Raw genomic sequence first — 14898 nt, 5'->3', positions numbered from 1 at the left:
ACTAAAAGTTAACCTGTAAGGTTTTAATAATCTTGCAGGTTAAGTTTAATTAAAAACATTGGCAAACTAACCCGCGTTAGGGATTGAAGTGGATAGCCCACAGCCCGACGTAGGAGGTGCGAGGACTTGTAACGCAAAGCCCGACCCTTGTGGTAACGCCCAAATATATATAAACATTGAAGCATCCATTAAAACATATAATTTTAAAAGATTTTACTACAGAAAGTGGTGTTACTAACTCAGAAATAAAGTTAAGTTATCAGGTTTTTGGAAAAACATTAGGTAGTGCGCCTGTTGTTTTAGTAAATCATGCTTTAACCGGAAATAGTGAGGTGGCAGGAGATAACGGTTGGTGGAAAGATTTGGTTGGCGATAATAAGGTTATCGATACTAAATTGTATACCGTTTTGTCTTTTAATATTCCTGGAAATGGGTTTGATGGTTTTGTTATAGATAATTATAAAGATTTTGTTGCTCGTGATGTGGCAAAACTTTTTTTAATAGGATTAAAAGAATTAAACACAGGTAAATTATTTGCTACCATTGGAGGGTCTTTAGGCGGTGGTATAGCATGGGAAATGGCAGTTTTAGAACCAGATTTTTCCGAGCATTTAATAGTTGTTGCTACCGATTGGAAATCGACAGATTGGTTGATTGCTAATTGTCAAATTCAAGAGCAATTCCTGTTAAACTCTAAACACCCAGTACATGATGCCAGAATGCATGCAATGCTGTGTTATCGTACTCCAGAGTCTTTTAAAGAACGTTTTCAGCGTTCTAAAAACGACGATTTAGAAATTTTTAATGTAGAAAGTTGGCTGTTGCACCATGGTAAAAAATTACAAGAGCGTTTTCAGTTATCTGCTTACAAGTTAATGAATCAGCTATTAAAAACTATTGATGTTACAAAAGGAAGATCTAGTAATTTTAATGTGCTTGAAAACATTGAGGCAAAAATTCATATTATTGGAGTCGATTCCGATTTATTTTTTACAGCCGAAGAAAACAGAGAAACACACAAACAACTTGCTTTAACACACCCAAATGTTACGTATAACGAAATACATTCGGTACACGGGCACGATGCCTTTTTAATGGAATACGAGCAATTAGAAAAAATTATTGAAGGCATTTTTGTGCCATATTCTAAAAGAAAACCTATGAAAATATTAAAATTTGGAGGTAAATCTTTAGCCAACGGAAAAGGCTTAGAAACAGTACTTTCAATTATAAAAAATAAAGTTGAAGCTGGAGAGCGTATAAGCGTGGTGGTATCGGCCAGAGGATCGGCAACCGATGATTTAGAGGCTATTTTAAACAAAGCTTTAAAAGGAGAACCATATCAAGAAGAACTACAAGCTTTTAAAAACTACCAAATAGCACCTTTTAAAGAAATTGATTTTTCTGAAGAGTTTTCTGTGTTAGATAAGTTGTTTGAAGGTGTAAGTTTGTTAAGAGATTATAGCAAAAAAACAAAAGATAATATTTTAGCTCAAGGCGAGTTATTGTCTATTAAGCTTATATCTAGTTTGTTAAATTTACAAGGTGTTGCAGCTAAAGCAACAGATTCGAGAGCACTTATAAAAACCGATGAAACCTTTGGTAATGCGCAGCCTTTATCAAAAATATCAAAAGAAAATACTCAAAGTTATTTTAATAAAAATAAAGAAGTAGTTCATGTGGTAACAGGCTTTATTGCTTCAAATTTAAAGGACGAAACTACTACTCTTGGCCGAAATGGTAGTAATTACACAGCGGCTTTATTGGCTAACTTTTTAGATGCCGAAGAGCTACAAAATTATACGCATGTAAGCGGTATTTATACAGCCGATCCTAATTTGGTGCCCGATGCAAAACAAATTAGAGAGTTGTCGTTTAGCGAAGCAAACGAGCTCGCAAATTTTGGTACTTCGGTGTTACACGCAAAAACCATAATACCGCTTGTAGAAAAAAATATAAACCTTCGTATTTTAAATACATTTAATGCGAATGATGTGGGTACGCTAATTACAGCCAGACCAAGTACAAAAGAGGTTACATCGTTATCTATTTTGGATAATGTGGCGCTAATAAATCTAGAAGGTCGAGGATTATTAGGTAAAATAGGTGTAGATGCCAGAATATTTGGCGCTTTAAGTAAATATGGTATTAGTGTAAGTATTGTATCTCAAGGCTCGTCTGAACGTGGTATAGGGTTAATTATCGATGCCGATCAAGCAACTCAAGCCGTCATTGCTTTAGAACGTGAGTTTGAAAGCGATTTCTATTCGCAAGATGTTAATAAAATTGATGTGGTTGATGATGTTGCTGTAATTTCTATAATTGGTATAGAGTTAAGCTCATTTCATAAACCTTTTAATGCTTTAATAAAAAATCAAATTACACCATTACTTTTCAATAATACGGTTACTGGTAAAAATGTGAGTTTGGTAGTTAAAAAATCGCAGCTTCATAAAGCAGTAAATGTAATTCATGGTGAAATTTTTGGTATTTCAAAAAAGATAAACATTGCTATTTTTGGTCATGGAGGTGTTGGCGGAGCCTTAATAAATCAAATTTTAAAGTCTAAAAACGATATAGAAAAACGTAAAGGTATCAACCTAAATATTTTTGCAATAGCGAATTCTAAAAAGCTTATTTTAAATAAAAATGGAGCAGAATCTAACTGGGAAGATGCTATAAAATATAGTGCTTATGAAAGTTCTGTTGATGATGTGATAACGTATGCTAAAAACCATCATCTTGAAAATTTAATAGCGGTTGATAATACGGCAAGTTCTATATTTTATAAAAATTACATACCTTTAATTGAAGCGGGTTTCGATTTAGTATCGTCTAATAAAATAGCAAACACGATTTCGCATGATTTTTATAAGGAATTAAGAGGGCAGCTAGCTATAAATAATAAGCAGTATTTGTATGAAACAACTGTAGGTGCAGGTTTACCGCTAATTGACACTATTAAACTATTACATGAATCTGGTGAAAATATAACCCGAATTCGAGGTGTATTTTCTGGTACTTTAAGTTATTTATTTAATAACTTTTCTGTAGAAGATAAACCGTTTAGCGAAATTATACAAGAAACTGTTAATAAGGGTTTTACCGAACCCGACCCGCGCGAAGATTTTTCTGGTAACGATGTGGCAAGAAAACTATTAATCCTTGCAAGAGAGTTAGATTTACAAAATGAATTTGAAGATGTTTCGGTATTAAATTTAATCCCAGAAGCATATCAAAATATATCGGTTAATGAGTTTTTGTCTCAATTACATGTTTTAGATGAACAGTATCAAGAAATTAAAGACAATCAAAAAGAAGGACATGTTTTAAGATATGTTGGCGATTTGTCTGGAGATTTATCACAAGATAAAGGTAATCTAGAAGTTAAATTGGTATCTATTCCAGAAGATAGTACTTTAGGGCATGTAAAAGGAAGTGACGCCATTTTCGAAATATTTACAGAATCGTATGGCGAGCAACCTATTGTAATACAAGGTGCAGGTGCCGGAGCAGAAGTTACTGCAAGAGGCGTTTTTGGAGATATTTTAAGGTTATCAAAACATATAAGTTAAATATAGCTATTTTGGTATAGTACGGCCAAAAGACTAAAGTAAATAAAATGAGTGAACATAAAAAACAATTCGAAACAAACGCCATTCGCAATCAGTTAGAGCGCACAGCATTTTTAGAACATTCAAGCCCGTTATATTTAACATCTAGTTTTGTTTTTGAAGATGCCGAAGATATGCGCGCATCATTCACAGAAGAAAAAGAGCGAAATATATACAGTCGTTTTACAAACCCTAATACTACAGAGTTTGTAGAAAAAGTATGTAATATGGAAGGAGCAGAAACTGGTTATGCTTTTGCAACAGGTATGGCTGCTATTTTTTCAACCTTTGCAGCCTTGCTAGAAAGTGGCGACCATATTGTGTCTGCACGTTCGGTATTTGGGTCTACACATTCTATGTTTACCAAGTATTTACCAAAATGGAATATTACAACAAGTTATTTTGATATTAATAAGCCTGAAACTATTGAGGGATTTATAACCCCAAAAACTAAAATTCTTTATGCAGAATCGCCAACAAATCCAGCTGTAGATATTATAGATTTAGAGCTGCTAGGTAACATAGCAAAAAAGCATAATCTTATTTTAATTATAGACAACTGTTTTGCAACGCCATACATACAACAACCTATAAAGCATGGAGCGCATTTGGTAATTCATTCGGCAACAAAGTTAATGGATGGACAAGGTCGTGTGTTAGGTGGGGTAACAGTTGGTAAAGCCAATTTAATTCGAGAAATATATTTATTTGCAAGAAATACCGGACCAGCTTTATCTCCTTTTAATGCCTGGACATTATCAAAAAGTTTAGAAACTCTACCTGTAAGAGTAGATAGGCATTGCGAAAATGCCCTAAAAGTAGCTCGGTTTTTAGAGCAGCATTCTAAAGTGAATTGGGTAAAATATCCGTTTTTAAAATCGCATCCGCAATATGAAGTTGCCAAAAAACAAATGAAATTGGGAGGCAATATTGTTGCTTTCGAAATAAAAGGTGGTATAGAGTCTGGGCGTCGTTTTTTAAACGCTATAAAAATGTGTTCGCTTTCTGCTAATTTAGGAGACACAAGAACTATTGTAACACATCCAGCATCAACAACCCATCACAGTTTAGGAGAAGAAGCAAGGTTGGTTGTAAACATTACCGATGGCTTGGTAAGAGTTTCGGTTGGTTTGGAGCATGTTGATGATATTATTGCAGATTTGGAACAGGCATTAAATTAACTATATTAGCACCATGCTATCCAAAAAAACAAAATACGGCTTAAAGGCATTAACTTTTATTGCACAATCTGAAAGCGAAAATCCAGTTAGGGTAAGTGAAATTTCTAAAAACGAGCAAATACCACAAAAATTTTTAGAAAGCATTCTTTTAACTTTAAGAAAAGCAGGTGTTTTAGGTTCAAAAAAAGGAAAACATGGAGGTTACTATCTAAGAAACGAGCCTTCAGAAATAAAAATGACCGATGTTATGCGTGTTCTAGAAGGACCAATTGCTATGGTGCCTTGCGTAAGTTTAAATTACTATGAAAAATGTGATGACTGTCCAGATGAGAATCTTTGTAGTGTGCATAAACTAATGATTCAAGTGCGAGACAACACACTTAAAGTGTTTAGAAACACCACTTTGGCAGATTTGTCAAATACAAATAGCTGAAAATTTCGTAATATAAATCGCTTTTTTATAATATTATCTGTTTTTAATCCTAAAAATACTTCATTATTCTAAAAAGTTGTTAATTCTCTTTTTTATGTTATAAAATGTTTTACTTTTGTAATCCCTACTAAATCGATAGGATTAATATAAAACAATTACAAATGATTGCACAAATGTTAACAAAAGACAAAGAAAAGTCGACTTATAAAGCGGATAGTACAAACGAAAAACCAATTAGAAGTGTAGTTAAATCACTTAGTTGGAGAACTATCGGAACTTTAGATACGATTTTAATTTCTTGGATTATTACAGGCAAATTAGATTTAGCATTTTCTATTGGTGGTATAGAGTTAGTTACTAAAATGGTATTATACTTTTTTCACGAACGCATTTGGAATTCAATTAAATGGGGCAAATAAATAGCAATTAAAATGTTTACAGAAACTCAAATAGAACAATTAAATAAAAGCTTTGAAAAAGCAACACCTTCTGAAATTATTCAGAAAGCTTTCGAGCTTAATAACAAAGCCGTTGTTACAACAAATTTTAGGCCTTATGAAGCCGCTATTTTACATGCAGTCAGTAAAATAGAAGCTAGTATTCCTGTAGTTTGGTGCGATACAGGGTATAACACCCCGCAAACATACAAGCATGCAGAGCAGGTTATAAAAGATTTAAACTTAAACGTGTCTTTATATGTACCAAAACAAACATCGGCTCATAGAGATGTGGTTATGGGAATTCCAAGTATTGATGCTCCAGAGCATGCATTGTTTACAGAGCAAGTAAAGCTAGAGCCTTTTAAAAGAGCAATGGCCGAGCATAAACCAAATGTGTGGTTTACAAATTTGCGCCAAGGGCAAACAGCATTTAGAAATAGTATAGGAATATTTAGTTTAAGTAAAGATGGTGTTTTAAAAGTAAGTCCGTTTTACTTCTGGTCTGATGAAAGATTAGATACCTACTTAGAAGAAAATAATTTACCAAACGAATTTAAATATTTCGATCCAACAAAAGCATTAGAAAATAGAGAGTGTGGTTTACACGCTTAAAAATAAGATTATGAAGAAAGACACATCGCATATCAACTCGCTAGAAAACGAAGCTATTTACATTATGAGAGAAGTAGCAGCACAGTTTGAAAAACCAGTGCTATTATTCTCTGGAGGTAAAGACTCAATTACTTTAGTAAGGTTAGCTGTAAAAGCATTTTATCCAGCAAAAGTGCCATTTCCATTAATGCATATAGATACAGGACACAATTTTCCTGAAACTATCGAGTTTAGAGACCGTTTGGTTAAAGAATTAGGGCTTGAGCTTATAGTTAGAAATGTGCAAGACTCTATCGATCAAGGTAAAGTAAAAGAAGAGTCTGGACGTTATGCAAGTAGAAATATGTTGCAAACAACAACACTTTTAGATGCATTAGAAGAATTTAAGTTTGATGCAGCAATAGGAGGGGCTCGTCGTGATGAAGAAAAAGCAAGAGCAAAAGAGCGTATCTTTTCTGTACGTGATGATTTTGGGCAATGGGATGAGAAAAATCAGCGACCAGAGTTGTTTGATATGTTAAATGGAGAAATAGATCACGGTCAAAACGTACGTGTATTTCCAATTTCAAACTGGACAGAGTTAGATGTTTGGTCTTATATAGAGAAAGAAAACATAGAAATTCCTTCAATTTACTTTGCACACAAGCGTAAAGTATTCTTAAGAGATGGCATGATTTGGTCTGCCGAAGATGATGTAGTTTACAGAGATGAAGATGAAGAAGTTTTAGAAAAAATGGTGCGTTTTAGAACCGTTGGAGATATGAGTTGTACCGCAGCAGTACTGTCTGATGCTGTATCAATATCAAAAGTAGTAGAAGAAATTAGAGATTCTACAATATCAGAACGTGGTGCTCGTATTGACGATAAACGCTCTGAAGCAGCCATGGAAAAACGTAAACAACAAGGGTATTTTTAAAATTTGCTGTAGCAAATTTAGCCTTTAGCTATTGGCTTTTAGCCTTTAGCAAAACTAAAAAGAATTTAAAATTAGGCAAGCGGAGATTAGTCAACAGCTAAAAGCCAAAGGCCAACAGCCAAGATAAAATGGAAGTATTAAAAATAGCAACAGCAGGAAGTGTAGACGACGGAAAAAGTACCTTAATTGGGCGTATTCTTTACGATACAAAATCTTTAACTACAGATAAGTTAGAAGCCATAGAAAAAACAAGTAAACAACGCGGGTACGACTACTTAGATTTTTCATTAGCAACCGATGGTTTAGTAGCCGAAAGAGAGCAAGGCATCACCATCGATGTAGCCCATATTTATTTTTCAACAAAAAAGAAAAGTTACATTATTGCAGATACTCCAGGTCACGTAGAATATACACGTAACATGGTAACAGGTGCTTCAACATCGCAAGCATCTATTATATTAATTGATGCTCGTAAAGGTGTTATAGAACAAACTAATCGTCACTTTTTTATCAATAATTTGTTAAGAATTAAAGATGTTGTAGTTGCCATTAATAAGATGGATTTAGTAGATTATTCTGAAGAGGTTTACAATAAAATTAAAGCCGATTTTTCAGAATTAATGAGTAAAAGAGACTACCAGGATCAAAAAATAACATTTATTCCTGTAAGTGCTTTAAAAGGCGATAATGTTGTAAATAAATCTGAAGCTATGCCTTGGTATAAAGGCGAAGCGTTATTAGAACATTTAGAGCAATTAGATAAAGCCGATATTTTTAATACAGGAACCCCGCGTTTCCCTGTGCAATATGTAATTCGACCTAAAACCGAAAGTTTTCACGATTATAGAGGTTATGCAGGAAAAGTATATGGTGGCGATTTAAGTGTAGGAGACAATATTATTGTATTACCATCAAAAACAAGATCTAAAATTAAAGACATCTATTTCTATGATGAAAAGTACGAAACGGCATCAAGACGCTCGTCTGTAACCATCACTTTAGAAAACGATATTAATGTATCTCGTGGCGATATGATTGTAAAAGAAAACGATTTACCAACCATCGAGAAACAATTTACGGCCAATGTATGTTGGATGGATTCAGATCAGTTATCAACAGGCGGAAAGTATATTATTCAGCACGGCGTAAATAAAGTGTTAGCTAAGGTTGATAGAATAAACCATAAAATTAATCCAGATTATTCGGGTATCGAAAAAGAAGTAACAGGTTTAAATATAAACGATATTGCTTCAGTATCATTTAAATTAAACAAACCCATATTTTACGATCAGTTTAAAAACCACAGAACTAACGGTTCATTTATTATAATCGATCCGCAATCAAATAATACAGTTGGGGCTGGATTTATTCAGTAAAACAAAAACAATTTTTTTCTAATAGAAAAAGTCAGGTATAGCATGCAAAGTTTTGAAACAGAAATAGAAAATCCAATAGTACAAAAGGATATCATAGAATTAGCTAGAAAAATAGAGCTTTTTCATAATGGTAAAATAGACGAAGAAAAATTTAGAAGCCTACGTTTAGCTCGTGGTGTATATGGGCAACGTCAAGAAGGCGTGCAAATGATTCGTATTAAGGTACCTTACGGAAAACTAAAAAGCAATCAATTACGTAGAATTGCTGCGGTATCAGACGAGTATTCTCGTGGGCGTTTACACATTACAACACGTCAAGATATTCAAATTCACTATGTAGATTTAAATAGAACCCCAGAGCTTTGGGCCGAATTAGAAAAAGATGAGGTTACCGTTCGTGAAGCTTGCGGAAATGTAGTTAGAAACGTTACAGCTTCAGAAACTGCTGGGATTGATGTTAACGAACCTTTCGATGTGTCACCTTACGCCGATGCACTTTATAAATTCTTTTTACGTAACCCAATTTGTCAAGAAATGGGACGTAAATTTAAAGTGTCTTTCTCATCAACAGATCAGGATACAGGATTATCATACTTACACGATATAGGATATATTGCTAAAATACAAAACGGTGTACGTGGTTTTAAAGTATTAGTAGCAGGAGGTTTAGGTTCTCAACCACGCCATGCCGATGTGTTATACGATTTTATAGAAACAGATAAAATTATTCCAATTATGGAAGGGGTTTTAAGAGTTTTCGATCGTTACGGCGAGCGTAAAAGTAGAGCTAAAGCAAGAATGAAATTCTTAGTAAAAGATATCGGGTTAGAGGCTTTTAAAGAATTAATTGCTCAAGAACAAAAAGCTATAGAGTTTAAAACAGTAACTATTGATGCAGATGCTTATGTAGCTTCAAAACCAGTTTCGGTTGAAGCACCGCAGGTAGAAATTAAAAATCAAGAGGCTTTTAACTTATGGAAATCTACCAACCTTATACCGCAAAAACAAAAAGGTTACGTAGCTATTGGAATTAAGGTGTTATTAGGCGATTTTTATACAGATAAAGCACGTTTATTAGCCAATTTAGTAGATAAATATGGAGCTGGCGAAGTACGTTTAACATTGCGCCAAAATATAGTTATTCCTTTTGTAAAGGAAGATTTAGTGCCATATTTCTACCAAGAACTTGAGAAATTAGGATTTGTAGAAGCAGGTTATAATAAAGCTGTAGATATTACAGCATGCCCAGGTACAGATACTTGTAACTTAGGTATAGCAAGTAGTACAGGTATAGCTGTAGAGTTAGAGCGTATGCTTAAAGAAGAGTATCCGCAATACTTAAAAAATCAAGACCTTGTTATAAAAATTAGTGGTTGTATGAATGCTTGCGGGCAACACAATATGGCAAATATTGGTTTTCAAGGCATGACAGTACGCACACCAGACAAATTAGTAGCACCTGCATTACAAGTGTTGTTAGGTGGCGGAAATCAAGGCGATGGAAATGCAACTTTTGCCGATAAGGTTGTAAAAGTACCAAGTAGAAGAGGGCCAGAAGCTTTACGTAGAATTTTAAATGATTTTGAAGCCAATGCAAAAGGAAAACCATTTGTTGAATATTATCAAGAAAAAGGAGAAAAATATTTTTACGATTTCTTAAACGATTTACAAGACGCTACTAATTTAACCCAAGAAGATTTTATTGATTGGGGTGAAGAAGAAAAATACGTAAAAGAAATTGGTATTGGTGAGTGTGCAGGTGTTGTTATCGATTTAATTGCAACACTATTTTTTGAAAGCGAAGAAAAAATTGATAATGCCAAAGAAGCTTTTGAAAATCAAGTATATTCTAGTGCTATTTATTACGCATACCAATCTTTAGTTAATTCAGCAAAAGCTTTATTGTTGGCAGAAAATAAAAAGACAAATACACACGCTGGTATCGTTAAACAATTTGATGAGCTTTTTGTTGAAAGCGGAAAAATTGAATTAGGAACATCGTTTGCAGAATTAATTTATCAAATAAATAAAAACGCACCAACAAAAGAATTTGCTTTAAATTATATATCAAATTCAGATAAATTTTTGGCAGCAGTAAGAGCTTTTAGAACAGTACAACAAGAAGCATAATTATAAATTAAATGAATTTAAACACTCCAAAGTTAACCGTAGTAGGCGCAGGTCCAGGCGATGAAGATTTAATTACCCTTAAAGCTATTAAGGCCATTGAATCTGCAAACGTAGTTCTGTATGATGCACTTATAAACGAGACTTTACTTAAATACGCTTCTAATGATGCCGAGCTTATTTTTGTAGGGAAACGCAAAGGGTGTTATGCATTTCAGCAAGAACAAATAAACGAGTTAATAGTTACTAAAGCTAAAGAAAAAGGGCATGTAGTTCGGTTAAAAGGAGGCGACCCATTTATATTTGGTCGCGGCGCAGAAGAGATAGACTATGTTAGAAACTTTGGCTTAGAAACCTATGTTGTACCAGGCATCTCATCGGCATTAGCCGTGCCAGCATATCAAGGTATTCCTTTAACAAAACGAGGGATTTCAGAAAGCTTTTGGGTAGTAACAGCTACAACAAAAAAACATGCATTATCATCCGATGTTGAGTTAGCAGCAAAATCAACAGCAACCATAGTTATTTTAATGGGGATGCATAAATTAAGTGAAATTGTTAAAGTGTTTTATGCAGAGAATAAACGAAATACACCAGTAGCAATTATTCAAAACGGAACACGTCATGACGAAAATGTAGGTGTAGGTACCATTCGTAATATTCAGCAAGTTGTAAAAGAAAAACAACTTACAGCACCTGCAATAATAGTTATTGGAGATGTAGTAAAAGAAAGAGCAATATTAGATTCAATAGCTAAAAAATTTGTAGAGAATTAAATTATGGAACGAAATAATTTATATCCTATATTTTTAAAAGCTAAAAGTTTAAACGTGCTTATAGTAGGCGGTGGTTATGTAGCCGAAGAAAAATTAACGTTCTTATTAAAGTCTAGTCCAGATGCTTGTGTAACAATGGTATCACCAATGTTTAGAAAAGGTACCGTATCTTTGGCTAAGACAGGAAATGTTACGCTAATAAAAAAAAAATATAAAAAAAAGTATTTAAAAGAAAAGCATATTGTGGTTGCAACGACCAATGTACCAAAGGTTAATATCAAGGTTCATAAACATTGCAGGCAAAAAAGTATTTTGGTTAATGTTGCCGATAATCCGCCGTATTGCGATTTTTATATGGGTGGTATTGTAACCAAAGGAAATGTAAAAGTGGCTATTTCAACAAACGGAAAATCGCCAACAACAGCAAAACGTTTACGTCAGTTTTTTGAAGATGTTATTCCAGAAAATGTAGACGATTTAGTGAAGAATTTAAACGAATATAGAAAAACAATAAAAGGTAATTTCGAAGAAAAAGTAGAAAAACTAAACGAATTTACAAAAGGACTAATAGAAAAGTAAAATTAAGAATATATATAATGATTAAAACAGATATAATAATAATTGGCGCGGGGCCAACAGGTTTATTTACAGTATTCGAAGCTGGGTTATTAAAATTAAAATGTCATTTAATTGATGCATTACCACAACCAGGTGGTCAATGCTCAGAATTATATCCAAAAAAGCCTATTTACGATATACCAGGATTTCCAGAAATTTTAGCCGGAGATTTAACAAAAAACTTACTAGAGCAAGGGCAGCAGTTCGAACCTGGGTTTACATTAGGAGAACGCGCTGAAACTATTGAAAAGCAAGAAGACGGGACATTTATAGTTACAACAAATAAAGGGACACAACACCAAGCGCCTGTAGTTGCTATTGCTAGTGGTTTAGGAAGTTTTGAACCTAGAAAGCCACAGCTAGAAAACCTTGTCGATTTTGAAGATAAAGGTGTAGAATACATGATTAAAGAACCAGAAATGTATCGCGATAAAAATGTGATAATTGCTGGAGGCGGAGATTCTGCCTTAGACTGGAGTATCTTTTTAGCCGATGTAGCAAAAAGTGTAACACTTGTGCACCGTCGTAATGAGTTTAGAGGTCATCTTGACTCTGTTGAAAAGGTTGGTGAGTTAAAAAGAGAAGGAAAAATTAACTTAATTACACCTGCCGAAATAACAAAAATTATTGGCGATGATAAGGTTGAAGCCTTAGAAATTACTAAAAAAGATGAAGAGCCATTTACTTTAGAAACCGATCACTTTATTCCGTTATTTGGATTATCTCCAAAATTAGGGCCAATTGCAAATTGGGGGTTAGAGATCGAGAAAAATGCAATAAAAGTTAATAACGCTTTAGATTATCAAACCAATATTCCTGGAATTTTCGCAATAGGAGATGGTAACTTTTACCCAGGAAAATTAAAGTTAATTCTTTGTGGTTTTCACGAGGCCACAATAATGTGTCAAGCCGCATATAAAATTATTAATCCAGGAAAAAAATTCGTATTAAAATATACAACAGTTTCTGGTATTGATGGCTTTGATGGCTCTCGTAAAGAAGCACCAAAAGCGGTAGTACAAGCTATAAATTAATAAAAATAAAAAAGCCCAATATGGGTAAAATTAAACTATAAATTTACAATCCTGCAAGGTTAAAAGCCTTGTAGGATTTCATATTTAACAAAATGATAAGTTATAACGTTTGCCTTAAAGATACCGCAAAAACATTTACAAAAAGATTGTTTTATTCTTTATTTGATTGTGAACAAGAAGAGGCTCATGGCGATTATTTAGAAAAAACGTTTCTTAAAATTTTAGCTAAACTAGACATAAAAAATGCCAATAATATTTGGGCAACTTTTAAAACTCAATTGCCCGATATTAGAAAAAAACTAGATTTAGATGCTATTGCTTTTGAGAGTAACGATCCAGCTTCGCACAGTTTAGCCGAAATTTATATGGCATATCCAGGTTTTTATGCCATTTCAATTTATAGGTTAAGCCATGCCCTTCATAAATTAGGAGTTTACATTTTACCACGAATGATGAGTGAATATATTCATGGCATTACAGGGGTCGATATTCATCCAGGCGCAACCATTGGTGATTCTTTTTATATAGACCACGGCACAGGAATTGTAATAGGCGAAACCTCTGTTATAGGCAACCATGTTAAAATTTATCAAGGAGTAACTTTAGGAGGTATATCTGTTTCTAAAAATTTGGCATCTACAAAACGCCACCCAACTATAGCAGATAATGTTTGTATCTATGCAAATGCTACGATTTTAGGAGGCGATATTGTAATAGGAGCAAATAGTATAATAGGAGCTAATGTTTGGATAACAGAAAGTGTTCCAGAAAATTCGTTAGTAACCTATCAAACAGAAATTAAAATAAGACCAAGAAAAAATGGAATTCAAAAATAGTATTATTGGTCAAATAGGCAATACGCCTTTAGTAGAAGCTACGCATCTTATATCTAAAAAAAACGTCCGATTGTTTCTTAAGTTAGAAGGTAATAATCCCGGCGGAAGCGTTAAAGATAGGCCGGCTTTTAACATGATTAATGAAGCTTTAAAACGAGGCGATATAAAAAAAGGAGGTACTTTAGTAGAAGCTACAAGCGGAAACACAGGAATAGCCTTAGCATTTATATCGAAACTTTTAGGGTTAAATATGGTGTTAATTATGCCCGAAAACTCAACAGAAGAGCGTGTTAAAACCATGCGTGCCTATGGCGCCGAAGTTATTTTAACACCTGCCGATGTTGGTATAGAAGGCTCACGAGATTTAGCCTTTAAACTTAGAGATGAAAAAGGGTATACTTTGTTAAATCAATTTGAAAACCATGACAATTGGAAAGCCCATTATAAAACAACAGGTCCCGAAATTTGGGAAGCAACCAACGGAAAAATAACACATTTTGTTTCTGCCATGGGCACCACAGGAACCATAACAGGAACATCTACATATTTAAAAGAAAAAAATAAAAACATAACCATTGTAGGCGCACAACCAGCCGACGGAGCAAGAATTCCAGGAATTAGAAAATGGTCGCCAGATTATGTACCTAAGTTTTTCGATCCTAAAAAAGTCGATATAGTTGTAGATGTTTCTGAAGAAGATGCCAAAACCACAACCATTAATTTAGCTAAACAAGAAGGTGTTTTTGCAGGAATGAGTAGCGGCGGGTCTGTGTTTTGTGCATTAACCATTGCAGAGCAAATTACAGAAGGTGTTATTGTAGCTGTAATTTGCGACAGAGGAGATAGATATTTATCTTCCTCTTTGTTTGAATAACAAAAATATAGTTAGTATTTTTGTAACTTAAAATTCCGCGAAAGCGAAATAGTTCATAAAC

13 protein-coding genes are annotated in these 14898 nt (G+C 33.8%); all 13 read left to right on the top strand.

Going from position 1 to position 14898, the window contains the following annotated elements; translation table 11 throughout:
- Positions 1-176: 176 nt before the first annotated feature.
- The 13 genes from thrA (at position 177) to cysM (ending at position 14837) form a co-directional block, all read left to right on the top strand.
- Entirely contained in the window at positions 177-3575 is a 3399-nt protein-coding gene (thrA, locus tag ACNG5D_RS13855; RefSeq protein WP_418184124.1) for a bifunctional aspartate kinase/homoserine dehydrogenase I, read from the top strand.
- Between the two features lie 47 nt (positions 3576-3622).
- On the top strand, positions 3623-4795 hold the full coding sequence (locus ACNG5D_RS13850) for a trans-sulfuration enzyme family protein (protein WP_418184123.1): 1173 nt from the start codon (positions 3623-3625) through the stop codon (positions 4793-4795).
- A 13-nt stretch (positions 4796-4808) separates the two neighbouring features.
- Entirely contained in the window at positions 4809-5228 is a 420-nt protein-coding gene (locus ACNG5D_RS13845; RefSeq protein ID WP_418184122.1) for an RrF2 family transcriptional regulator, read from the top strand.
- A gap of 161 nt (positions 5229-5389) precedes the next feature.
- A complete protein-coding gene (locus ACNG5D_RS13840; protein WP_418184121.1) occupies positions 5390-5647 on the top strand; it encodes a DUF2061 domain-containing protein in 258 nt (85 codons plus the stop codon).
- A gap of 12 nt (positions 5648-5659) precedes the next feature.
- Complete coding sequence (locus ACNG5D_RS13835; RefSeq protein WP_418184120.1) at positions 5660-6280, top strand: phosphoadenosine phosphosulfate reductase domain-containing protein; 621 nt, start codon at positions 5660-5662, stop codon at positions 6278-6280.
- Between the two features lie 10 nt (positions 6281-6290).
- Positions 6291-7196, top strand: coding sequence for a sulfate adenylyltransferase subunit CysD (gene cysD, locus ACNG5D_RS13830; RefSeq protein ID WP_418184119.1), 906 nt, complete (start codon positions 6291-6293; stop codon positions 7194-7196).
- A 128-nt stretch (positions 7197-7324) separates the two neighbouring features.
- Positions 7325-8572: a sulfate adenylyltransferase subunit 1 gene (locus ACNG5D_RS13825; protein WP_418184118.1), complete on the top strand. Its 1248-nt coding sequence runs from the start codon at positions 7325-7327 to the stop codon at positions 8570-8572.
- A 42-nt stretch (positions 8573-8614) separates the two neighbouring features.
- Complete coding sequence (locus ACNG5D_RS13820) at positions 8615-10702, top strand: HEPN domain-containing protein (protein ID WP_418184117.1); 2088 nt, start codon at positions 8615-8617, stop codon at positions 10700-10702.
- Between the two features lie 11 nt (positions 10703-10713).
- A complete protein-coding gene (gene cobA, locus ACNG5D_RS13815) occupies positions 10714-11475 on the top strand; it encodes a uroporphyrinogen-III C-methyltransferase (protein ID WP_418184116.1) in 762 nt (253 codons plus the stop codon).
- A gap of 3 nt (positions 11476-11478) precedes the next feature.
- Entirely contained in the window at positions 11479-12054 is a 576-nt protein-coding gene (locus tag ACNG5D_RS13810) for a precorrin-2 dehydrogenase/sirohydrochlorin ferrochelatase family protein (RefSeq protein WP_418184115.1), read from the top strand.
- Positions 12055-12071: 17 nt separating this feature from the next.
- The gene (locus ACNG5D_RS13805; protein WP_418184114.1) at positions 12072-13127 is read left to right on the top strand and encodes an NAD(P)/FAD-dependent oxidoreductase; all 1056 of its coding nucleotides are present in this window, start codon (positions 12072-12074) and stop codon (positions 13125-13127) included.
- Positions 13128-13219: 92 nt separating this feature from the next.
- Positions 13220-13963 (top strand): serine O-acetyltransferase EpsC, encoded by a 744-nt coding sequence (epsC, locus tag ACNG5D_RS13800; RefSeq protein WP_418184113.1) that lies wholly within the window; start codon positions 13220-13222, stop codon positions 13961-13963.
- Positions 13947-14837, top strand: coding sequence for a cysteine synthase CysM (gene cysM / locus ACNG5D_RS13795; protein ID WP_418184112.1), 891 nt, complete (start codon positions 13947-13949; stop codon positions 14835-14837). The genes epsC and cysM overlap by 17 nt, the downstream gene beginning before the upstream one ends.
- Positions 14838-14898: the final 61 nt, after the last annotated feature.

It is taken from the genome of Algibacter ulvanivorans (assembly GCF_048381495.1).
Classification (GTDB): domain Bacteria; phylum Bacteroidota; class Bacteroidia; order Flavobacteriales; family Flavobacteriaceae; genus Algibacter_B; species Algibacter_B ulvanivorans.
This window is presented reverse-complemented; position numbering and strand designations above follow the sequence as displayed.

Excerpts from the sequence above, each read along its gene's own strand:
- cysD (WP_418184119.1), top strand. The coding sequence starts at position 6,291 with ATGAAGAAAGACACATCGCATATCAACTCGCTAGAAAACGAAGCTATT.
- ACNG5D_RS13840 (WP_418184121.1), top strand. The coding sequence starts at position 5,390 with ATGATTGCACAAATGTTAACAAAAGACAAAGAAAAGTCGACTTATAAA.
- ACNG5D_RS13850 (WP_418184123.1), top strand. The coding sequence starts at position 3,623 with ATGAGTGAACATAAAAAACAATTCGAAACAAACGCCATTCGCAATCAG.
- ACNG5D_RS13845 (WP_418184122.1), top strand. The coding sequence starts at position 4,809 with ATGCTATCCAAAAAAACAAAATACGGCTTAAAGGCATTAACTTTTATT.
- ACNG5D_RS13825 (WP_418184118.1), top strand. The coding sequence starts at position 7,325 with ATGGAAGTATTAAAAATAGCAACAGCAGGAAGTGTAGACGACGGAAAA.
- cobA (WP_418184116.1), top strand. The coding sequence starts at position 10,714 with ATGAATTTAAACACTCCAAAGTTAACCGTAGTAGGCGCAGGTCCAGGC.
- epsC (WP_418184113.1), top strand. The coding sequence starts at position 13,220 with ATGATAAGTTATAACGTTTGCCTTAAAGATACCGCAAAAACATTTACA.
- ACNG5D_RS13820 (WP_418184117.1), top strand. The coding sequence starts at position 8,615 with ATGCAAAGTTTTGAAACAGAAATAGAAAATCCAATAGTACAAAAGGAT.
- ACNG5D_RS13805 (WP_418184114.1), top strand. The coding sequence starts at position 12,072 with ATGATTAAAACAGATATAATAATAATTGGCGCGGGGCCAACAGGTTTA.
- ACNG5D_RS13835 (WP_418184120.1), top strand. The coding sequence starts at position 5,660 with ATGTTTACAGAAACTCAAATAGAACAATTAAATAAAAGCTTTGAAAAA.
- ACNG5D_RS13810 (WP_418184115.1), top strand. The coding sequence starts at position 11,479 with ATGGAACGAAATAATTTATATCCTATATTTTTAAAAGCTAAAAGTTTA.
- cysM (WP_418184112.1), top strand. The coding sequence starts at position 13,947 with ATGGAATTCAAAAATAGTATTATTGGTCAAATAGGCAATACGCCTTTA.